Origin of the sequence: Nioella sp. (assembly GCF_965215655.1) — a bacterium.
GTDB lineage: Bacteria > Pseudomonadota > Alphaproteobacteria > Rhodobacterales > Rhodobacteraceae > Nioella.
In genome coordinates this window covers 1,278,455-1,298,970 of sequence record NZ_OZ244111.1, presented here as the reverse complement: position 1 = coordinate 1,298,970, position 20,516 = coordinate 1,278,455, and the positions used below count along the sequence as shown (strand labels likewise).

Genomic DNA, 20,516 nt, shown 5'->3' with positions numbered 1-20,516 from the left:
AAGTTTTCCTCAATCCACGCGCAATTATCTGCTTGCGACCCGGAAAAGTCGCGCGCGGTGGATCGACATTCCGAAATGCTTCGCTAGTCTGGCCCCAAGACGCCGAAACGGCCAAGGCCCCGGCGCGAAGATCAGGGAGATGACATGAACTATCATAGTCCTTCGAGTTTCGAAGAAGCTTCGGCCATTGCCGCGGGCGCAAGCGGGACCACGCGGTTCCTGGCCGGTGGAACGGATGTGCTGGTGCAACTGCGCGCCGACATCGTGACGCCCGACGACCTTATCGACATCAAGCACATCCCCGGCGTGAAAGAGATTTCGCGCACCGAGGATGGCGGCTGGCGAATTGGCGCGGCCGTGGCGGGGGCCGAGATGACGGAGTGCGCCGATCTGTGCGCCGACTGGCCGGGTCTGGTCGAGGGGATGGACCTGATCGGCTCCACCCAGGTGCAGGGCCGCGCGACGCTGGTTGGGAACCTGTGCAACGGCTCGCCCGCAGCGGACAGCGTGCCCGGCATGATCGCGGCAGGCTGCACCGTCACTGTGACCGGCCCTGATGGCAGCCGCGAAGTGGCTGTGGAGGACATCCCCACAGGCCCCGGCAAGACGTCGCTTGCCAAGGGCGAGCTGATTTCGGCCGTGACGATCCCGGCGCGAGGGCAGAACGGCGGCGACGCCTATCTGCGCTTTATCCCGCGCACCGAGATGGACATTGCCGTTGTCGGCTGCGCGGTGAACCTGCGGCTGGATGGCGATACCGTATCTGAGGCGCGCGTCTCGCTTGGCGCAGTCGCCCCTGTGGCCCTTCTTGTAGAAGATGCTGCAAAGGCGATCATCGGCACCACACTGGATGACGCGGCGCTCGACGCGCTGGCAGCGGCGGCCTCCGCCGCCTGCAACCCAATTGACGACAAGCGCGGCACCATCGAGTTCCGCACCCATGTGGCCGGCGTGCTGGCCAAACGGGCCGCGAAAATCGCCTACGCCCGCGCGAAAGGAGAAAGCGCATGAGCAAGCGTATCCATGTCAGCACCAAGGTGAACGGCGACGAGGCCGATTTCCTCTGCGACCCGCGCGAAACCCTGCTCGACTGCCTGCGCGATCATCTGGGTGTGATGGGCGTGAAAGAGGGCTGCGGCACTGGCGATTGTGGCGCTTGTAGCGTCACGCTGGATGGGCGGCTGGTCTGCTCCTGCCTTGTTCTGGGTGTCGAAGCCGAGGGCAAAGAGGTCGGAACCGTCGAAGGTATGGCTGATGGCGAAACCCTGCACCCGCTGCAACGCAAGTTCATCGAACATGCGGCCCTGCAATGCGGGATCTGCACGCCGGGCATTCTGGTCGCGGCCAAGAACCTGCTGGAGCGGAACCCCGATCCGACAGAAACCGAGCTGCGCTATTGGCTGGCGGGCAATCTGTGCCGCTGTACCGGTTATGACAAGATCATTCGCGCCGTGATGGATGCGGCGGCGGAAATGCGGGAGGCATCGTAATGGCTCTGGACGGACAAAAGACCGCTTACAAATATATCGGCACCACCCCCAACCGCCCCGACGGGCTGGACAAGGTCACGGGCCGGGCGCGCTACGGCGCGGATATCTCTGTGCCCGGCATGCTGCACGGCGCGGTGGTGCGCAGCCCCCATGCCCATGCGAAGATCGTCAAGATCGACGCGACGAAGGCCCTGTCGATGGAGGGCGTGAAGGCCGTCATCACCCGCGCCGATTTCCCCGAGGGGCTGGAAGGCGAGGACTGGGACTTGCAGGAAAACTGCATGGCCGGTGAAAAGGCGCTCTATGACGGTCACGCCGTTGCTGCCGTCGCCGCCACCACGCCCCTGCTGGCCCGCGATGCAGCGAAGCTCATCGAGGTGACCTACGAAATCCTGCCCCATGTCACCGATGTGGACGAGGCGATGAAGGACGGCGCGCCGGTCATCCGCGAAGGGGCCGCTGATTTCTCGGTGCCCGAGGGCATGCACCCGAACGTTGTGCGCTATTTCGACAGCGGCCGCGGCGACCTTGAGAAGGGCTTTGCCGAGGCCGACCTGATCATCGAGCGCAGCTTCACCACCGAGGCCGCGCATCAGGGCTATATCGAACCCCATGCCTGCCTTGGCCAGATGGGGGCGGATGGCCGCGGCGAGCTTTGGGTCTGCACCCAAGGTCATTGGTTCATGCGGCGTATGTCCACCGCGGTTCTGGGAATCGAGACCACCAATATCCGCGTCACCCCGTCCGAGATCGGCGGCGGCTTCGGCGGCAAGACCACGATCTTCATCGAACCCCTGTCACTGGCGCTGAGCCGCAAGGCAGGCGGCAAGCCGGTGAAGATGGTGATGAGCCGCAACGAAGTTCTGCGCGCTACCGGGCCGACCGCATCGGCCTCGATGGACGTCAAGATCGGTATGACCAAGGACGGGAGGATCACCGCCGCCCATGGTACATTCCGCATGCAGGGCGGGGCCTTTGCCGGTGCACCGGTCGATGTGACCACCATGCTCGCCTTCGCCAATTACGACATCGAGCATGTGCATCACATCGGCTATGACGTGATCACCAACCGCCCCCGTCAAGCCGCCTACCGCGCGCCGGGGGCCCCGATGGCGGCTTTCGCCACCGAAAGCGTGATTGACGAACTGTGCCGCGAACTGCGGCTCGACCCGATCGACACGCGCCTGAAGAACGCCGCCAAGGAAGGCACGCGGGCAACCTTCGGGCCGAAATACGGGCCGATTGGCTTTGTGGAAACGCTGGAGGCCGCCAAGGCGCATCCGAACTATGCTGAGCCGCTCGGCCCCAATCAGGGGCGCGGGGTGGCCTCGGGCTACTGGATGAACTGGGGCGGTGAAACCTCAGCCTCGGTTGCGATCTCCGAAGATGGGTCGGTGACCGTGTCCGTCGGCACCCCCGATATCGGAGGAAGCCGTGCGTCCATGGCGCTGATGGCGGCGGAAGCCTTTGGCATTCCTTACGAAAACGTGCGGGTGAACATCTCGGACACCGGCGCGCTCGGCGTCAATGAACCCACCCATGGCAGCCGCGCGACCTATGCATCGGGGCTGGCCACCATCCGCGCGGCAGAGGAATGCATCGGCAAGATGTGCAAGCGCGCCGCCGACAAATGGGGCATCGACCCGGAGGCCGTGGTCTGGGAAGACGGCTGCGCCAAGCCCTCGGGCCCCAATGCCGGGGAATTCCCGCCGATGACCATCGCCGAAATCGCAGGTGAAATGGGTGGCACTGGCGGGCCGATCTCGGGCCACTATGAAGACAGCCCCGCGGGCTTTTCCGGCAGTTTCGGCACCCATGTGGTGGATGTGGAAGTGGACCCGGACACCGGGCGCACAACCATCCTGCGCTATCTGGTGGTGCAGGACGCGGGCAAGGCCATCCACCCCGCCTATGTGGAAGGCCAGTTCCAGGGAGGTGCCGCACAGGGCATCGGATGGGCGCTGAACGAGGAATATATCTATGGCGAGGATGGACGGCTGCAAAACCCGGTCTTCCTCGACTACCGCGTTCCCGTCGCCTCGGACCTGCCGATGATCGACACGGTGATCGTCGAGGTGCCGAACCCCGGCCACCCCTACGGCGTGCGCGGCGTGGGCGAGACCGGCATCACGCCCCCCCTGCCCGCCGTCGCCAATGCCGTGCGCGACGCCACCGGCAAGCGCATCTGCAAGCTGCCCTTGCGCCCGTCGCGTGTTCTGGCCGCGATCCAGGGCAAGGAGGTCTGATGGCAGAGCTGCACCTGTGGTCAGGGCTGCGCGCCCTGGCCGACGGGAAAGAGATGGTGGAAATCGAGGGCGCGACCGTGGGCCAGGTTCTGGATGGGCTGGTCGCGGCCTATCCTGGGCTGGAACCGGCGCTGAAACGCGGCGTCTCGGTTGCGGTGGACGGGCAGATCGTGCCCAATAGCCGCAATCACCCGGTCAAGCCCGATAGCGAGATCTTCCTGTTGCAGAAACTGGCGGGCGGCTAGGCGGAGGTCGGTTGCACCCTGTCATCTGGCTGGCGCTGAACGGTCCGGGCCGGAAGGAAGCCAACCGGCAACGAAACTCTCGGCACCTGTTTCGGGCTTCTTGGTGGCTGTTGGCAGGAACTTAGACCCATTGGGTCCGCACCCGGATCGACACCGACAGGCGGCGACACCATTGGTGACAGATTTGCGCGGAGGGCCTGTAAGCCGGATTCTGTCCCCCACAGGTTTCCCTGCGGATGGATGACCATTCCTCTAGGCCTGCACTTGCGCGCAGGCTCCAGCTGCCAACCCGGACCTCTCGGGCTGAAGCGACCCTGTGACAGGCACGCGAGGTCCCTATTTGGCGTTGCTCCCGGTGGGGCTTGCCGTGCCGGTCCTGTTGCCAGTCCCGCGGTGGTCTCTTACTCCACCGTTTCACCCTTACCGCCGGCGGTATCGGTTGCCCGACCGGCCCGGAGGCGGTTTCATTTCTGTGGCGCTTTCCGTCGGATTCGGGTGGGTTTCCCCGCCCTTCTCCGCCCGGGCGTTACCCGGCACCGTTGCTTCAGGGAGTCCGGACTTTCCTCGAAGGTTTCCCCTCGCGGTCATCCAGCCCTCCGCGCCATCGCGACCTAGGGGCGCGCGGGGGGAAGGTCAAGCCCGTCCGGCAGGGAAACGCTCGGCGAGATCGGCCATGATCCCCATGTCATGGGCATCGAGCGGCCCTGCGTGGCGCGGGCGGAACCGCAACCGGACGGTGGACAGCAGCAAGTCGTCCGCCTTCTTGGGGTAGCCGAACCGCTCCGCATCGGCACGAAAACGCGCCCAATCCGGGGGCAGGTTCGGCACGGGATCAGGCCAGATCGACATCCCATGCCGGGCGAGCCTTTGCCAGTCAAAGCGCGGGCCGGGGTCGATCTTGCGGCCCGGCGCCATGTCGGAATGGGCGATGACGCCCTCGGGGGGTATCATCCAACGCGAGAGAATACCCGGCAACAGCGCCTCAAGCGCCGCCATCTGGCGTGCGGCGAAAGGGACAAAGCCGGTATTGGACAGCTCGATCCCGATGGACCGGGAATTGACATCCCGGCGACCGGCCCAGGCCCCCGCACCTGCATGCCAGGCGCGCATGTCTTCCTCGACCAGCGCCATCACCTCTCCCGCCTCGGAAATCAGGTAATGGGCCGACACCTCGCGCGCAGGGTCACAGAGTGCGCGGGCTGCGGCCTCGCAGCTTTCCATGGCGGTGTAATGCAGGACGACCAGTTCCGGCCTCAGCCCGTCGCGGCGGGGGCCGAAATTGGGCGAGCGGATCACTGGTTCCGGGCAGCCGCGGCGGCGTCACGATAAACGGTCGGGTCCCATCCGCAGGCATAGCCGTCGCCATCGGGGTCGAGCGCCTGCCGGTCCCGCTGCGGCCCGCCCATGGACAGGAACGCCTCCTGCGCCAGATCGTCAGACCGGTAGGCGAGACAATTCCGTTCATGCCGCCCCTGTCCGAATGGAGAGCGGCGGAAAACCTGATTGCCCACGGGATTCGAAGTTGTTAGCGCGTATTCGATGATGTTGGGGCCGGTTGCGCCGGGGCGGTCGGGCACAGCCGTGGGGGCGATCTCGACCCGCTGTTCCTGCATGCGTTGCAGGCGCTCGGCGTCGCTTTCGATGGATTCACGGCCCGCGACGGCCTCGAAATCCTGCTCGTCCGAGATGCTGGTATTGCCGCCAACCCGCTGTGCAGGCGTGGGCGTCGCGCCTTCGGCCTCGTCAATCGCCCCTGCCGCAACGGCTGCGATATCAGTGCCCTCCTCGCGCGCCGGGGGCAGAACGGCCTGTGGCTGGCGACCCGCAAGAGCGGCCTCGCGCTCGGCCCGTTCCTGCGCGAGATGCTGGTTGTAGTCGCCGAAACCGACGCCGCGCGCATCCTCGGGCTGGGACGCACAGGCCCCAAGCAGCAGGAGCGTCAGCCCCGTCATCGCAAGTTTCTGCATCTGCCCACCCTCGATCGTGTTTTGTCAGGCTTTTACCACCATTTGGCGGGTTTCGCCACAAAACCGGCAGCCGTCTCCAGCGCATAAGCGGTGTTCAGCAGATCGCCTTCCTCCCACGGGCGGCCGATGAGTTGCAGCCCAAGCGGCAGGCCCTGCCTGTCCAATCCGGTGGGAACAGCCACGCCGGGCAGTCCGGCAAGGTTCACGGTCACGGTGAAGACGTCGTTGAGATACATCTCGACCGGGTCCGAGACCTCCTTGCCAAGCTCGAACGCGGCAGAGGGAGTCGCGGGGGTCAGGATGCTGTCGACACCCGCGGCGAAGACATCATCGAAGTCCTTCTTGATCAGCGCACGCACCTTACGGGCGCGGTTGTAATAGGCGTCATAGAAGCCCGCCGACAGCACATAGGTGCCCACCATCACGCGGCGCTTGACCTCGTCGCCGAAACCTTCCGCGCGGGTCTTTTCATACATCTCGGTGATGCCATCACCCTGCGCCAGCTTCGCCCGGTGGCCAAAGCGCACCCCGTCATAACGGGCAAGGTTCGACGAGGCTTCGGCGGGCGCGATCACGTAATAGGTGGGCAGCGCGTATTTGGTATGGGGCAGGCTGATGTCGCGGATCTCGGCGCCCGCGTCCTTCAGCATCTCGGCGCCCTGATGCCAGAGCTTCTCGATCTCCTCGGGCATCCCGTCCATGCGGTATTCCTTGGGGATACCGATGACCTTACCGCGAATGTCGCCGGACAGCATCGCCTCGAAATCCGGCACGGCCAGATCGGCCGAGGTGCTGTCCTTGGGGTCATGCCCCATCATCGCGCGGCCCATGATGGCTGCGTCGCGCACGGTTTTGGTCATCGGGCCCGCCTGGTCTAGCGAGCTTGCGAAGGCCACAATGCCCCAACGGGAACAACGCCCGTAGGTGGGTTTGAGGCCCACGGTGCCGGTGAAGGCGGCAGGCTGACGGATCGAGCCGCCGGTGTCGGTGCCGGTCGCGGCAAGGCAGAGGTCAGCCGCCACGGCAGCAGCCGAGCCACCAGACGAGCCGCCGGGGGTCAGCAGGTCTTCACCATTGCCCGCTTTCCAAGGGTTCACGGCATTGCCATAGAACGAGGTTTCGTTCGACGAGCCCATGGCGAATTCGTCCATGTTGAGCTTGCCGAGCATGACCGCGCCCGCATCTTTCAACTGGCCTGAAACGGTCGATTCATATTCCGGTTTGAACCCTTCGAGGATGCGCGAGGCGGCCTGCGACGGCACGCCCTCGGTGCAGAACAGATCCTTGATGCCCACTGGGATACCGCACATATCGGGCGCGTCGCCCGCCGCGATACGGGCGTCAGCGGCCTTGGCCCGCTCCAGCGCCAAGTCGGGCGTCTTGTGCACGAAGGCGCCAAGCGCCCCTGCCCCGTCTATGGCGGCCAGACAAGCCTCGGTCAGTGCGACAGAGGTGGTGTCTCCCTTGCGCAGCGCGTCGCGTGCGTCAGCAATGGTCAGCTTGTTGAGATCGGTCATCATTCCACCACCTTCGGAACCGCGAAAAACCCTTCCCGTGCATCAGGCGCATTGGCCAAAACCTTGGCCTGCTGGTTGCCGTCGGTCACCACATCTTCACGCCGTTTCAGGCGCATCGGCGTGACCGAGGTCATCGGTTCCACATCATCCACATTCAGTTCCTGCAATTGCTCGATGAAGCCCAGGATCGCGTTGAACTCGCCTGCCAGCGCAGGCAGGTCTTCCTCTTCCACCTTGATCCGCGCGAGTTTCGCGACGCGGGCGGCGGTTTCGATGTCGATGGACATGGGGCGGTGCACCTTCGGACTTGAGCAATCTGGATCGGGCACGGGTTTACCGGGCCACAAGCAGGGCCGCAAGCGCCTCTGCCAAGCTCCGTTGAAGAATTCCGGGATCAGGCAGTGGGACGAGCCTGCGGAAAGCCTGGGATATCGTCGGGAATGACATGCCAGTCGGGCGCGGACGCGGTCCAGATTGCGCAATCTGCCGAGAGGTCGGGATCCTCGTCCCAGATTCCGGCCTTCAGTGCCAGAAGCTGCGGATATTTACCGAGCTCAGAATAAATCGGCGTCCCACAGCGTGGACAGAAGCAGCGACGCACGTCGCCGCCGGAGGCACCGGTGACGGAATATCCCTCGGGCTTACCGCCATGCAGAGTGACATCACCGCGACGCATCAGGGCAATCAGAACCGGCCCGCCGCCAGAGGATTTCTGGCAATCGCTGCAATGGCACTGCATCACCGTGATGGGGGTTCCCTCCACCCGCAGCCGGATCGCACCACACAGGCACCCTGCATTTCCATTATCTGCCATGAATTCCTCCTTCAGTGCGGGTCGTAGGTTAACACAACCTTCCCCTGTCACGATCCACTTTTCCAGTCGGCACGTGACACGCGCTGCGTCTGAGGTATCTTCAAGTCAAACAGAAGGGAGAGGACACATGAACATCATCTGGCTCGGGCATGGCAGTTTCCGGATCGAGATCGCGGGACAGGTCCTGCTGGTCGATCCGTGGTTCACCGGCAATCCGGTCTTCCCCGAGGACCGCAAGGCGGAGGCGATTGCCGGGGCCACCCACATCCTGCTGACGCATTGCCACTTCGACCACGTCGTCGATGTGCTGGACCTTGCGAAAGATCTGGGCGTGCCGGTCGTGGGCCAGTATGACCTGATGGGGCATTGGGCCGAAAACGAAGGCATCGAGACCGTGGGCTTCAACAAGGGTGGCACGGTGATGTTGGGGGATGTGGCGGTGACGATGGTCAACGCGGTGCATTCGTCGAGCTTTGGCACACCCGATGGCCCGAAATGGGGCGGCACCGAATGCGGCTTCATGATCGCGGGCGAGGGCCGAACCATCTATTTCTCGGGCGATACGGATGTGATGGCGGATATGGGGGTGTTCGCGGACCTGCACGCGCCCGATATCGGCATTTTGGCGGCTGGCGGACACTTCACCATGGATATGAAGCGCGCGGCCTATGCGGCGAAAAAATTCTTCGATTTCAAGACGGTGATCCCCTGCCACTACCGCACCTTCCCGATCCTTGAACAATCGGCAGAGGTTCTGGCCGCCGCCCTGCCCGGTGTCGATGTGATCGAACCGGAGGTGATGGAGGCGATCGCGCTGTAAGGGATATCGAATGGCTTTCGGCCATCCGATCCGCGGGGGGATCCTCCCCCCGCACCCCCTGAGGTATTTTTGCCAAGATGAAAGGATCAGCGGCGCGTTGCAAAGAAGGTCTTGAGCAGATCCGCCGCCTCTTGCTCGCCGATCCCGCAATAGACCTCGGGCTTGTGGTGGGCCTGCGGGTGATCGAAGACGCGCGGGCCTTGCGCCACGCCGCCCGATTTGGGGTCCGCCGCGCCGTAGTAGAGCCGCGCGATGCGGGCCGCAGAAATGGCCCCCGCGCAGGCCGGGCAGGGTTCCAGCGTGACGTAAAGATCGCAGCCTGTCAGGCGTTCGGACCCCAGTGCCGCGCAGGCGGCACGAATCGCCAGCATCTCGGCATGGGCCGTGGGGTCCTTCAGCTCGCGCATCCGGTTGCGGGTCTGTGCCAGAACCGTGCCGTCGGGGCCGACGATGACGGCACCCACGGGCACCTCGCCCGCTGCGGCGGCGGCCCGCGCCTGATCAAGCGCGGTCTCCATATGGCTGATGAAACCGGTCATGGCTTTCCTTTGCCGCTTTCCAAGCCGCTGTCAAACCGCTAGTCCAAAGCCATGAGCACCAACACCCCAGAGGGCGACCGCATCGCCAAGGTCCTGTCCCGCGCCGGCATCGCCAGCAGGCGGGAAGCGGAACGCATGATCGAGGCGGGCCGCGTCACCGTCAATGGCAAGCGCATCGACAGCCCGGCGCTGAATGTCACGGCGTCTGACAAGATCACCGTGGATGGCAAGGAGGTGGGCGAGCCCGAGCGCCCGCGCCTGTGGCTCTATCACAAGCCGCAGGGCCTTGTGACGACAACAAGCGACGAGAAGGGCCGCGAGACGGTCTTCGACAAGCTGCCTGAGGAGATGCCACGGGTGATGAGCGTGGGTCGGCTCGACCTCAATTCCGAGGGGCTGCTGCTGCTGACTAATGACGGCGGCATCAAGCGCAAGCTGGAGCTGCCCTCTACGGGTTGGCTGCGCAAGTATCGCGTGCGGGTCAAAGGCGCGCCGAAGGACGAGGACCTTGCGCCACTGCGCGAGGGCGTGACCATCGAGGGGGAACGCTTTCAGCCGATGGATGTGACGCTCGACCGCCAGCAGGGAGCGAATGCCTGGCTGACCGTTGGCTTGCGAGAGGGCAAGAACCGCGAAATCCGCCGCGCCATGGGAGAATTCGGGCTCGATGTGAACCGGCTGATCCGGGTCAGCTATGGCCCCTTCCGGCTGAACGAGCTGAAGCCCGGCGAAGTGGAAGAGATCAAGCCCAAGGTGCTGCGCGACCAGTTGGGAATCGCCCTGCCCGAGGGCCACGCCGAAGCAAAGGCGAAACCAATGCGGCCCGGCCCGAAGAAACCCCGCAAGGCACCGCCCAAAGGACCCAGGGGCCCCATAGGCAACAAACGCAGAACCTAGCGCACCACGTGGACCGAAACCGGCGCGTAGGTGGCGACATAGCCCGCATTCGAGGTCAGGAAATGATCCTTGAAGCCGGGCACATGGCTGGCCATCACGATCAGGTCGCAATCGGCATCCTCGGCGGCCCGGATGATCTCCCGCCCCACATGAAGGTGCAGGTCGCCGCGCAGGACCACGTGGTCATCCGTGCGGATCCCATGGGCATCGGCCTGGGCATCGGCAAAGGCATCGAGTTGCTTCTGCGCTTCGTGCCCTTCCAGCCGTTTCGAGGCGGTTGGCACCGGGTCGATCACGTTGACATAGGTGACCGTGGCCCCATGCTCCTTCGCGGCTTTCCCGGCAATGTCGAGAGCTTTGTCGAGTTTTTCGATGTGGTCCAGATCGACCGGCACCAGAATGCGAGATGTCATATTGGGTCCTCCTCTTTCCTGCTGCCAGTCTAGCAGACCGGAAACAGAAGACCCCTGATCTGGGTCAAGGGGGCCTTACCCCTCGTCCTTCTCGATCATGTGACGCTCGAACAGCTTGGCCTGGAACATGAAGACAACGAAGAGGAAGCCGGGCAGCACGAAGGTCTCGAACGTGACCCAGAATTCGGTGGTCTGGGTACGCCAGACGATCTCGTTGGCCAGCGCCATCAACGCGAAGGCCGCGACCAGCCGCTTGGTCAGGATCATCCAGCCCTCTTTCTCCATGGGCATCATTTCCCCCATGACGAATTGCAGCCAGCTTTCGCCGCGCAAGAGGCCGATGCCCAGAACCACCGCGAAGAACGCATAGACGATGGAGGTCTTCATCTTGAAGAAGGCCTCGTTGTCGAACCAGACCGTCAGGCCACCGAAGACCACGACCAGAATGGCGGTGAAGATCTGCATTCGGGACAGTTTGCCGGTCAGCCACCAGAGCGCCGCGATGGAAGCCAGAAGCAGCGGGATGAACCCCGCTGTGGCGACGATGAAGCCGGAATACTCATGACCCGCGAGGATGAATGTCCGGTCCTTGATCCACAGATAGACCACGAAGAACAGGATCGGCGGCCCAAGCTCCAGCGCGCTTTTCACATAGGGGTTGATCTTGCGTTCTTCCATCAATCGCGCCTCAAATTATCCGCCCATCTCAACTATCACTGCGCCCGCTGCGATCAACCCCATAAGCGCCAGACGGCGCGGGCCGACCCGTTCCCCCAGCATCAGCCAGCCGATGAGGGCGGCAAAGACGGTCGAGGTTTCGCGCAGGACCGCCGCCTGCCCCACCTGATCGAGCCGTGTGGCCATCAGGATCGACCCGAAACTCGCCATCGCCACCAGCCCGCCAATGAGCCCGCGCAAGGCGAGTGGACCGAAAGCAGGCGGGTCTGCCATGCGCCGCCAGGCGTACCAGGCCACGGGCGGCATGGTCAGGCCGTCGAGAAAGAAGAACCAGGCGAGGAAGGTGAACGGATCGTTCGCGGCGCGGATGCCGTAGGCGTCATAGGTGGTGTAGGCGGCGACGAAAAGCCCGGTCAGAACCGCCAGCCACAGGGCCGGTACCAGCGTTTCGCGGTCCACGGTGATGGTGCGCAGGTTGTAGAAGGCAAGCCCATAGATGCCCGTCAGCAGGGTCAGCACGCCCAACCACTGGGTCAGGGAGAAATGCTCGCCGAAGAAGATCGTGGCCCCGATCACGGTGAACAGCGGCCCGGTTCCGCGCATGACCGGGTAAACGACCGTATAGGCCCCGCGCTGATAGCTGGCCACCTGTGCGGCCTTGTAGCCCAGATGGATCAGCATCATGACCCCGAAGATGGGCCACATATGCGGCGCGGGCCACGGCACGACGAATAGCGCGACGGGCGCAGCCATCAGCCCATAGCTCGCGTCGATGACACCCCGCGACAAAAGCGGCGAATGTCGGCCCTTTTGCAGCGCTCCGAAGACCGCGTGCAGGATCGCGGCCAGCAGCGCCAGAAAGGTGGCAAGGGTCGCCCCTGCGGGTGTGCCCGCCAGAGAGACGACCCAATCGCTCATTCCGCCCCGTATCTGTGGTAACTGACTTGCAGATCGGCCCCGGCCAAAGCAGCAAGAGGGTCGGACGCGGGCAAGCGCCCCAGCATCCCGGCATCTTCTGTCAGTTGGGCAACAGGCAACCCATCCTCGGCCTGAAGATCAAAGATCACCCGCCCTGCCGGGTTGGGCATATCCTGAACCAGCGTCACCAAAGCGGCCCGAGTGCTGCGGTCGAACAACGGCTCAGGCAATGTCTCGATGGCGGCGATGGTCTGTGCCTGTAACCGGGCAACCTCGGCCTCTGGTTCGTCGGACGAGCCTAGCAGCAGATTGGCCAGCGGCATCAACGCATATGTTTCGAACAGCCCGTGCGTCAGCACCTCCAGCCGGAGGGCGCGGATCACGGTCTGATCGGGCGCGCGCGGGTCCACACCGGTCAGGTGCAGGGTGGCGTCGATGGCATTCTCGCCCGGGAAATCCACATGCAGGCGGTCTAGCATGACCTCACCGTCCGCATGGGTAGCCAGCAGATCGACCGATATGCCCTCACTAGCCCGCGCCTGCGCCTCCATTACATAGTCGAAATCAGGCATCCCGGTCGCGGCCAGCACATAGACCCCGCGCGCAGTCACCTCTACCCGGTCCAGCAGCGCCCCACTGATCAACAGCGCCTCCAGCCCGTCCAGTTGCCAGCGGAATTCATCGACAAGAACCCGGATGCGCCCGGTCACGATCTCCAGATCGCGGGCAACGCAGGTTTCTCCCTCCAACTGAGCGGTGGCCAGATCCGGCGGCAGGCCAAGCGGGGCACTGACCATTCCCCAACTGACGGCACAGCTGGACTCGGTCATCTGGGCATGGACAGGGGCCGACAGGGCAAGCCCGGTCATCGCGGCGAGGATGATGCGTTTCATTGTACAGGCGGACTCCCTCAAAGGTTTACTCAACCCTTGTGGGTCGCCTTGGGGCACGTCCCGGTTCACTCCGCCCCCGTCAGCGCCTTGGCGAACTCCTCCGGGTCGAAGGGGGCCAGATCGTCGATCTGTTCGCCCACGCCGATGGCATGGATCGGCAACCCGAACTTGTCGGCAAGCGCCACCAGCACGCCCCCCTTGGCGGTGCCGTCAAGCTTGGTCATCACGAGGCCAGAGACATCGGCCATTTTCTGGAAGGTTTCCACCTGGCTCAGCGCGTTCTGACCGGTGGTGGCATCGAGTACCAGCAGCGTGTTATGCGGCGCATCGGGGTCTTTCTTGCGGATCACGCGGACGATCTTGGCCAGTTCCTCCATCAGGTCGGCGCGGTTCTGCAAGCGGCCTGCGGTGTCGATCATCAGAAGGTCCGCGCCCTCGGCCTCGGCCTTGGTCATGGCGTCAAAGGCCAGCGCGGCAGGGTCTGACCCTTCCGGCGCCGTCAGCACCGGCACGCCTGCCCGGTCGCCCCAGACCTGCAACTGTTCCACCGCCGCCGCGCGGAACGTATCGCCCGCCGCGATGACCACCGATTTGCCCGCCGCCTTGAACTGGCTGGCGAGCTTGCCGATAGTCGTGGTCTTGCCAGAGCCGTTGACGCCCACCACCAGAACCACCTGCGGTTTCTTCGGATAGATCGGCAGGGGACGCGCGACCGGTTCCATGATCCGCCCGATTTCCTGCGCCAGAAGCGCCTTGATATCGGCGGCCGTCATCAGCTTGCCAAACCGCCCCTCAGCCATGTTGGCGGTGACGCGCATGGCGGTTTCCACGCCCATATCGGCGGTAATCAGCAGCTCTTCCAGCTCCTCCAGCATGTCGTCGTCAAGCGCCCGGCGCGGGGCGCTGCTGCGGCCCATGATCCGGCCCAGAAGACCGGGCTTGGCGGCGGCTGGCTGAGGCTGCGGGGCCGGTGCGGGCGTCGGCGTTTTCACAACCGATTCCGGTTCGGGCATCGGCATGACGTCCGCCTGCCTCGGCGCAGGGTCTTCCGCGATTGGCGCAGGCGAAGGCTCCGGTTCTGAAACAGGCTTCGGGGTCGGTTCCTCGATCTGGTCCTCTTCCTCGACCGCGCCTTCCTCGATGATCGCATCGAGCCCCTCATCGAGTTTCGACGAGGATTTGAACATCCGGTCCTTGAGTTTCTTGAAGAACGACATGAGGCCTCCCGGGGAATAGCGCTTAACAGTCACCTAATACGGGCGCGCGCCGGATGGAAGCACCGCATGTCGACGCGGGGGGCGATTGAGCGTATCTTGCGTCTCATGTCCCTCACCCGCCCGATCCAGCCCATGCCCGGCGATATAGCGACCCGACTGGACGCAGCCGGCCTTCGCGCCGCCTATGATGCGCGCCCGCCTTATCAGCGGAACGACTATCTCGGCTGGATCGCGCGGGCCAAGCGACCGGAAACGCGGGAAAAGCGCCTTGCCCAGATGCTGGATGAACTGCGCGCGGGCGATGTCTATATGAAGATGGCCTGGCGCGGCGGCCGTTAGGCCCAGGCAATCCCTACAAGGATCAACCCCTGCCCAACCCAATAAAGCGGCCAGACAAGGTGCGAGGCGACCCGAGTGGCGGGGCTGTCTTCTTCCATCCGGAAGAGCTCCACCGACAGCACAAGGTCCGAGGCCACGAAGAGCCCCGCCCCAAGCATTGCCACCCCCTGCGCGGCAGGCAGATGCAGCGCAGCCAGCCCCATGGCCGTGATGATCGCCACATAGGCCGCCACGGGGCGTTTCATTCCGCCGGTATGGGGCAAGAGCCAGAACACCGTCGATTGCGCCATGATGACCAGAGCCGCGAAGCCGACCCACCTCAGGGCCGTCAGATCGAAGGGAGCAAGCCGCCCCTCGACGGTCACGAAGACCACCGCATAGGCCAGATGCGCCAAAGCAAAGCTGCCAAGCCCGGCCATGAAGGCGGCCTCCCCCTTGCGGGAGAGCGCGAAATCCCCGACTGCGCCCAAAGCCAGCCCGAGCGCCAGCAGCCATGGCGCGCCCGACAGAAGCGCCGCCAGCGAAAACAGCGCCACTGGGGCGGTTTTCATCACCGAGCGCAGGGTGCTTACATCGTCGTTCACGCGGGCCTGATAGATCAAGGCGATAACCGCCCCGGCCCCGGCCACAAGCATCGCCGCTGTCATCATCGTTCCTCCGTCAACCTGATCTCAACCTGCACGCGGCACACTGGGCGCGGCAAGAGGCGCATTGCCTTCCGACGCCCGCTTGACCATTGGTAATCTTGGTAAACCAGTCACGAGGACCCCGAATGCCGATCTGGCGCTATGCCATGGCCACTTTGCCGCCGCTTGCGCTGTTGCTGGCAGGCGCGGTTTTGGGCGGATGGTGGGCGGCGCTGGCGCTATTCTGGCTGACGCTGATCGCGGCGGGGCTCGACCAACTGCTGACCCCGCCACGTCAGGCGGCCCGGCATTCGGGCGCCGCCGATCCTCTTTCCGTGGTCCTTGCCGTCGGCCATCTGGCCCTGATGGTGCTTGCCACCCGCGCCTTTGGCGATCCGACCCGCAGCACGGGCGAGACCATTACGCTCCTGCTGGCCAGTGGTTCATTCCTGGGCCAGATCAGCCACCCAAACGCCCATGAGCTCATTCACCGCGCCCCCCGCGCCCTGCGGCGGCTTGGGGCCACGGTCTATGTGTCGATGCTGTTCGGCCACCATGTCTCGGCGCACCGGCTGGTGCATCACGCCCATGTGGGCACGCTCGAGGATCCCAACACGCCAAGGCCGGGTGAAAGCTTCTGGGCCTTCCTGCCCCGCGCCTGGATCGGATCGTTCCGCGCGGGTCTTGCCGCCGAACGCCGCCGGGATGCGCGCAGGCGCGGGGTGAACCCCTATCTCTGGTATGTGGCGGGCGCTGTCGCTTGCGCGGCTCTGGCTCTGTGGATCGGCGGCATTTCCGGGCTGGCCGGGTTCCTCGCCCTCGCAGCCCTCGCCCATCTGCAAATCCTTCTCTCGGACTACATCCAGCACTACGGCCTTTCCCGCCGCCGCCTGCCCGATGGCAGGTGGGAACCGGTCGCGCCCCATCACAGCTGGAACGCGCCGCGGGGCTTCACCTCCTATTTGATGGTCAATGCCCCGGCCCATTCCGACCACCACATGCATCCAGACACGCCCTATGACGCGCTGATCGTGCCCGGCGGTGCGCCAGTCCTACCCTGGTCGATGCCGATCATGGCGGTGCTCGCGACCATGCCACGCCACTGGCGCCGGATCATGGACAAACGCGCTGCCCGCGCCATGGAACGCGCCGCCCCTCTCAACCCGCGCCCGGCGAATGACCCACAGACCTGACCTGACAACTTGTCCGTGGCAACACGCACCGACGAAGGCCCCGGAGGGGCCTGAGGAGGGGCGTTCCCCGGGCGATGCCGCAGGCAGCGCAATCCCGGTCAGAACAGGCTGCCCTGATCCGGCTCATCCTTACCGCCGCCGCGCCTCGCCCGCGCCGGCCCGCTTTCGGTCATCACCGAAAGCCTGCCATCCGCGAACTCTACCTCCAACCGCGCATGGCCCTTCGCGGCCTCGCGCGTCGTGACCACCCCGGCCCCGGCCCGCACCACCGCATAGCCGCGTTTCAGCGTCTCGGTATAGCCGAGCGTCTGGCGCAACCGTTCCAGCGCCGCCAGCCGGTCCCGCTTCTGAGTGACACCCTGCTCCGCCACACGGGCAAACCGGGCGGAAAGGTCCTCGAACCTCTGCCGGTCGCGGGCCGTGCGATCGGCCAGCCGCTCCGGCGACATCCGTGCAGACAGCCGGTCCAGAGCCTCGCGCCGTTGTCGCACCCCGGCCCCGAGCCGCGCGGGCGACAGCCCCGCCTCCGCCCGGCCCAGTTGAACGCGTCGCGCCGCCACGCCGCGGTCCAGCGCCGGGGCCAGCCGCGCGGCCTGCGCCTCTAGGCGCATCCGCTTTTCCCGCGTCAGCGCCCGCAAGGCCGGGTCGAGCCCTGCGCCCAGATAATCCAACCGCTGCCGCGCCGCTTCGAGCAGTGCCTCGGGCCGGGGCAACCCGCGCGCCAGATCGCCAAGCCGCTGCCGCCTGAGCGCCACGGCCTGCGTCGCCGCCCGCGTGGCCCGCGCGCCCTGATCGCCCACCCAGTTCAAAAGGTCCAGCCGCACCGGCACCGCCATTTCCGCCGCCGCCGTGGGCGTGGGTGCGCGCCGGTCGGAGGCGTAGTCGATCAGCGTCGTGTCGGTCTCGTGCCCCACGGCAGAGATCAGCGGGATCGCACTTTCGGCCGCCGCCCTTACAACCTCTTCCTCGTTGAACCCCCACAGATCCTCCAGCGAGCCACCACCGCGCGCCACGATCAGCAGGTCGGGCCGTGGCAGGCGCCCCACCGGAAACGCGTTGAAGCCCCGGATTGCCGCCGCCACTTCCGGGGCGCATTTGGCACCCTGCACGGCAACCGGCCAGATCAGCACCTTGCGCGGGAAGCGGTCGCGCAGCCGGTGCAGGATATCGCGGATCACCGCGCCGGAAGGTGACGTCACAACCCCAATCACCTCTGGCAGAAACGGCAGCTTCTGCTTGCGCTCCTCGGCAAAAAGCCCCTCGGCGGCCAGCGCCGCGCGGCGCTTTTCCAGCATCGCCATCAGCGCGCCCATGCCGGCGGGCCGGATATCCTCGATCACCAACTGGTATTTGGATTGCCCCGGAAACGTGGTGAGCCGCCCGGTGGCGATGACCTCCATCCCCTCCTCGGGCTGCGTTGCCAGACGCGCCGAGACGCCCTTCCAGATGACGCTGGCCAGCACGCTGCGGTCATCCTTGAGATCCAGATAGACATGCCCCGACCGCGGCCGCGAGAGCCGCCCGACCTCGCCCCGCACCCGCACATGCGAGAAACTCCCCTCAATCGTGCGTTTGACCGCCCCCGAGATCTCGGAAACCGTGAATTCCGGCGCGTTGCCCGGGGCGTCATCTTCCAGCAAATCAGTCATGGCGCGACACTAGCGGCCCCGGCGCGGGCGCACCAGATCAATCCCCGCCTCCACCGCCATCTCCCCCGCCTCCGTCGCTGCCATCAAACCCGACATCCCCCCCGGGCAAGTACCACCAGTGATCGCCCGCCTCGACGCTGCCGCGATTTCCGAGCCACAGAATGAGCGCGGCCAGCGCACCCCCGGCCAGAACCGGTCCGACCGAGGATGCCGCGACCGAGCCTGCCGCGCCTGCCGCTGCAAAGCCACCCGCAATTCCAAGGCGCACGCGCCGGTTCGGATCGGGCCAGATTCGCGCGGGCGCAGTCTCGCCGAACTCTCGTGCATAGGCCTTGAGCGTCAGTTCCATGTCGCGGCCACCGCGCCGGGGCACGGGGCCATCGGGCAGATGCCAGTCCCGCCCGAGTGCCTCGGAACAGAAGCTTTGATAGGCTGAACGATCTTCGCCATGCAGGCGCCAGACCTGTTCGACTGCCGTGGACGGCACCCGGCGGGCGGTTTTTACGAGCGCCACCAGGTAGGCCAGGCGCTTGTATTCCCGGACCGTTTCCTCAGCCCGGTCACGCGTCCAGCCGCTTTGCGCTGTCAGGGCGTCAATAAACCCCTTCGGCATCGGATGAGCGTCGATCCGTTCCCAAAGCGCCTGATCCTTCATGCTGCGGCATCCCCTCTTCTTGTATCCACGTCCGGGCTTGGGTATTCCCCGCCCAAACCTATCAGGCGGGGAGTGCCACGTGAACATTCTGATCCTTGGCAGCGGCGGGCGGGAACATGCGCTGGCCTGGGCGGTTCTGCAGAACCCCAAATGCGACAAGCTGATCGTGGCACCGGGCAATGGCGGCATCGGCCAGATTGCCGATTGTGCCGCGATTGACCCCGAGGACGCAGGCGCGGTGCTGGACCTGTGCGCCGAGGAAGCGGTGGATTTCGTCATCATCGGCCCGGAAGCGCCGCTTGCGGCGGGCGTGGCGGATGCGCTGCGCGAGGCGGGGATCCTGACCTTCGGACCATCCAAGGCGGCGGCGGCGCTGGAGGCGTCCAAGGCGTTTACCAAGGAGATCTGCGACGCCTCCGGCGCGCCGACAGCGGCCTATGCGCGGTTTGCCGACGCGGACCCGGCCAAGGACTATATCCGCGCACAGGGTGCCCCGATCGTGATCAAGGCCGACGGGCTGGCCGCGGGCAAGGGCGTGATCGTGGCGATGACCGAGGACGAGGCACTGGCCGCCATCGACGACATGTTCGGCGGTGCCTTCGGGGACGCGGGAACGGAAGTGGTCATCGAGGAATTTCTGGAGGGCGAGGAAGCCTCTTTCTTTGTTCTGTCGGACGGCAAGAGCGTTCTTCCCGTTGGCACCGCGCAGGATCACAAGCGGGTGGGGGACGGCGATACCGGGCCCAATACCGGCGGCATGGGCGCCTATAGTCCGGCACCGGTGATGTCGGATGCTATCGTGTTGAAAACGATGGAAGACATCATCAAGCCGTCAATGGCGGAAATGACGCGGCGGGGGATGCCGTTCCAGGGCGTGCTGTTCGCGGGGCTGATGATCAAGGACGGTCAGCCCAAGCTGATCGAATATAACGTGCGCTTTGGCGATCCCGAATGCCAGTGCTTGATGCTGCGCCTTGGTGCGCAGGCGCTGGACCTGATGCTGGCTGCCTCCGAGGGGCGGCTGGACCAGATGGCCGTCAACTGGGCCGATGACCATGCGATGACCGTGGTGATGGCCGCAGAAGGCTATCCCGGAAGCTATGAGAAAGGCAGTGTGATCCGAGGGCTGGAGGCGCTTCCCGAAACCAGCTTCGAGATGTGTTTCCATGCCGGAACACGGCGGGAAGCCGGGGTCGTGACCGCTGTTGGCGGCCGGGTTCTGGCACTGACGGCACGCGGCGAGAGCCTGCAAGAGGCGCGCGACAGGGCCTATGCGCTGGTCGAGCGCGTGGACTGGCCCGAAGGGTTCAACCGCACCGATATCGGCTGGCGGGCACTGACGGACTGAGGGATGTCGCCGTGGCTTCGCCACGCCGACCCGCGCGGCCGCAGGCGGGCCT

General features: G+C 65.2%; 23 protein-coding genes and 1 other RNA gene. 9 read left to right on the top strand and 15 right to left on the bottom strand.

All coding sequences use genetic code 11. The annotated features are described in order from the left end of the window. Positions 1-144 precede the first annotated feature (144 nt). Genes ACOOEX_RS06705 through ACOOEX_RS06690 form a run of 4 tightly spaced genes read left to right on the top strand, consistent with a single transcriptional unit; the run spans position 145 to position 3,981 of the window. Positions 145-1,011: an FAD binding domain-containing protein gene (locus ACOOEX_RS06705; RefSeq protein ID WP_420397696.1), complete on the top strand. Its 867-nt coding sequence runs from the start codon at positions 145-147 to the stop codon at positions 1,009-1,011. Beyond that, the gene (locus ACOOEX_RS06700; protein ID WP_420397695.1) at positions 1,008-1,490 is read left to right on the top strand and encodes a (2Fe-2S)-binding protein; all 483 of its coding nucleotides are present in this window, start codon (positions 1,008-1,010) and stop codon (positions 1,488-1,490) included. Before ACOOEX_RS06705 ends, ACOOEX_RS06700 begins: the two co-directional genes overlap by 4 nt. Further along, complete coding sequence (locus ACOOEX_RS06695) at positions 1,490-3,736, top strand: xanthine dehydrogenase family protein molybdopterin-binding subunit (RefSeq protein WP_420397694.1); 2,247 nt, start codon at positions 1,490-1,492, stop codon at positions 3,734-3,736. The genes ACOOEX_RS06700 and ACOOEX_RS06695 overlap by 1 nt, the downstream gene beginning before the upstream one ends. Beyond that, the gene (locus ACOOEX_RS06690; RefSeq protein WP_071690182.1) at positions 3,736-3,981 is read left to right on the top strand and encodes a MoaD/ThiS family protein; all 246 of its coding nucleotides are present in this window, start codon (positions 3,736-3,738) and stop codon (positions 3,979-3,981) included. Before ACOOEX_RS06695 ends, ACOOEX_RS06690 begins: the two co-directional genes overlap by 1 nt. 184 nt (positions 3,982-4,165) lie before the next feature. Here ACOOEX_RS06690 and rnpB read toward each other — a convergent pair. From rnpB to ACOOEX_RS06660, 6 genes are all read right to left on the bottom strand, one after another. Beyond that, positions 4,166-4,581: RNase P RNA component class A (gene rnpB, locus ACOOEX_RS06685), an RNA gene on the bottom strand. A 33-nt stretch (positions 4,582-4,614) separates the two neighbouring features. After that, complete coding sequence (locus ACOOEX_RS06680; protein WP_420397693.1) at positions 4,615-5,277, bottom strand: N-acetylmuramoyl-L-alanine amidase; 663 nt, start codon at positions 5,275-5,277, stop codon at positions 4,615-4,617. Next, on the bottom strand, positions 5,274-5,948 hold the full coding sequence (locus ACOOEX_RS06675) for a hypothetical protein (protein ID WP_420397692.1): 675 nt from the start codon (positions 5,946-5,948) through the stop codon (positions 5,274-5,276). Before ACOOEX_RS06675 ends, ACOOEX_RS06680 begins: the two co-directional genes overlap by 4 nt. A 32-nt stretch (positions 5,949-5,980) precedes the next feature. Beyond that, a complete protein-coding gene (gene gatA / locus ACOOEX_RS06670; RefSeq protein ID WP_420398338.1) occupies positions 5,981-7,465 on the bottom strand; it encodes an Asp-tRNA(Asn)/Glu-tRNA(Gln) amidotransferase subunit GatA in 1,485 nt (494 codons plus the stop codon). Continuing rightward, entirely contained in the window at positions 7,465-7,752 is a 288-nt protein-coding gene (gene gatC / locus ACOOEX_RS06665; protein WP_127560572.1) for an Asp-tRNA(Asn)/Glu-tRNA(Gln) amidotransferase subunit GatC, read from the bottom strand. The genes gatA and gatC overlap by 1 nt, the downstream gene beginning before the upstream one ends. 107 nt (positions 7,753-7,859) lie before the next feature. Next, a complete protein-coding gene (locus ACOOEX_RS06660; protein WP_420397691.1) occupies positions 7,860-8,279 on the bottom strand; it encodes a GFA family protein in 420 nt (139 codons plus the stop codon). A 127-nt stretch (positions 8,280-8,406) separates the two neighbouring features. Between ACOOEX_RS06660 and ACOOEX_RS06655 the strand changes: the two genes are divergently transcribed. After that, positions 8,407-9,099: a metal-dependent hydrolase gene (locus tag ACOOEX_RS06655; RefSeq protein WP_420397690.1), complete on the top strand. Its 693-nt coding sequence runs from the start codon at positions 8,407-8,409 to the stop codon at positions 9,097-9,099. A gap of 86 nt (positions 9,100-9,185) precedes the next feature. On the opposite strand, the gene ACOOEX_RS06650 is transcribed toward ACOOEX_RS06655, so the two are convergent. Then, on the bottom strand, positions 9,186-9,638 hold the full coding sequence (locus tag ACOOEX_RS06650; RefSeq protein WP_420397689.1) for a nucleoside deaminase: 453 nt from the start codon (positions 9,636-9,638) through the stop codon (positions 9,186-9,188). Positions 9,639-9,689: 51 nt separating this feature from the next. Here ACOOEX_RS06650 and ACOOEX_RS06645 point away from each other — a divergent pair, with 51 nt between their 5' ends. Continuing rightward, the gene (locus ACOOEX_RS06645) at positions 9,690-10,535 is read left to right on the top strand and encodes a pseudouridine synthase (protein ID WP_420397688.1); all 846 of its coding nucleotides are present in this window, start codon (positions 9,690-9,692) and stop codon (positions 10,533-10,535) included. Here ACOOEX_RS06645 and ACOOEX_RS06640 read toward each other — a convergent pair. The 5 genes from ACOOEX_RS06640 to ftsY form a co-directional block, all read right to left on the bottom strand. Then, positions 10,532-10,948 carry a universal stress protein gene (locus ACOOEX_RS06640; RefSeq protein ID WP_420397687.1) on the bottom strand — a complete coding sequence of 139 codons (417 nt, stop codon included), beginning with the start codon at positions 10,946-10,948 and terminating at the stop codon, positions 10,532-10,534. The two genes, ACOOEX_RS06645 and ACOOEX_RS06640, sit on opposite strands and share 4 nt — an antisense overlap. Positions 10,949-11,023: 75 nt before the next feature. Beyond that, positions 11,024-11,626 carry an inner membrane-spanning protein YciB gene (locus ACOOEX_RS06635; protein ID WP_420397686.1) on the bottom strand — a complete coding sequence of 201 codons (603 nt, stop codon included), beginning with the start codon at positions 11,624-11,626 and terminating at the stop codon, positions 11,024-11,026. Positions 11,627-11,641: 15 nt separating this feature from the next. After that, on the bottom strand, positions 11,642-12,544 hold the full coding sequence (locus ACOOEX_RS06630) for an EamA family transporter (RefSeq protein ID WP_420397685.1): 903 nt from the start codon (positions 12,542-12,544) through the stop codon (positions 11,642-11,644). Beyond that, positions 12,541-13,437 carry a hypothetical protein gene (locus tag ACOOEX_RS06625; protein ID WP_420397684.1) on the bottom strand — a complete coding sequence of 299 codons (897 nt, stop codon included), beginning with the start codon at positions 13,435-13,437 and terminating at the stop codon, positions 12,541-12,543. The genes ACOOEX_RS06630 and ACOOEX_RS06625 overlap by 4 nt, the downstream gene beginning before the upstream one ends. Before the next feature lie 65 nt (positions 13,438-13,502). Next, positions 13,503-14,654 carry a signal recognition particle-docking protein FtsY gene (ftsY, locus tag ACOOEX_RS06620; protein ID WP_420397683.1) on the bottom strand — a complete coding sequence of 384 codons (1,152 nt, stop codon included), beginning with the start codon at positions 14,652-14,654 and terminating at the stop codon, positions 13,503-13,505. Positions 14,655-14,759: 105 nt separating this feature from the next. Here ftsY and ACOOEX_RS06615 point away from each other — a divergent pair, with 105 nt between their 5' ends. After that, positions 14,760-14,993: a YdeI/OmpD-associated family protein gene (locus ACOOEX_RS06615; RefSeq protein ID WP_420397682.1), complete on the top strand. Its 234-nt coding sequence runs from the start codon at positions 14,760-14,762 to the stop codon at positions 14,991-14,993. On the opposite strand, the gene ACOOEX_RS06610 is transcribed toward ACOOEX_RS06615, so the two are convergent. Next, the gene (locus tag ACOOEX_RS06610; RefSeq protein ID WP_420397681.1) at positions 14,990-15,643 is read right to left on the bottom strand and encodes a lysoplasmalogenase; all 654 of its coding nucleotides are present in this window, start codon (positions 15,641-15,643) and stop codon (positions 14,990-14,992) included. The two genes, ACOOEX_RS06615 and ACOOEX_RS06610, sit on opposite strands and share 4 nt — an antisense overlap. 122 nt (positions 15,644-15,765) lie before the next feature. On the opposite strand from ACOOEX_RS06610, the gene ACOOEX_RS06605 reads away from it, so the two are divergent. Continuing rightward, complete coding sequence (locus ACOOEX_RS06605) at positions 15,766-16,812, top strand: alkane 1-monooxygenase (RefSeq protein ID WP_420397680.1); 1,047 nt, start codon at positions 15,766-15,768, stop codon at positions 16,810-16,812. Between the two features lie 98 nt (positions 16,813-16,910). On the opposite strand, the gene xseA is transcribed toward ACOOEX_RS06605, so the two are convergent. Together xseA and ACOOEX_RS06595 are read right to left on the bottom strand one after the other, a co-directional pair. Then, the gene (xseA, locus tag ACOOEX_RS06600) at positions 16,911-18,461 is read right to left on the bottom strand and encodes an exodeoxyribonuclease VII large subunit (RefSeq protein ID WP_420397679.1); all 1,551 of its coding nucleotides are present in this window, start codon (positions 18,459-18,461) and stop codon (positions 16,911-16,913) included. A gap of 37 nt (positions 18,462-18,498) precedes the next feature. Continuing rightward, positions 18,499-19,116: a hypothetical protein gene (locus tag ACOOEX_RS06595; RefSeq protein WP_420397678.1), complete on the bottom strand. Its 618-nt coding sequence runs from the start codon at positions 19,114-19,116 to the stop codon at positions 18,499-18,501. A gap of 79 nt (positions 19,117-19,195) precedes the next feature. Here ACOOEX_RS06595 and purD point away from each other — a divergent pair, with 79 nt between their 5' ends. After that, positions 19,196-20,464, top strand: a complete 1,269-nt coding sequence (gene purD / locus ACOOEX_RS06590) for a phosphoribosylamine--glycine ligase (RefSeq protein WP_420397677.1) — start codon at positions 19,196-19,198, stop codon at positions 20,462-20,464. The last annotated feature ends 52 nt before the right edge of the window (positions 20,465-20,516 follow it).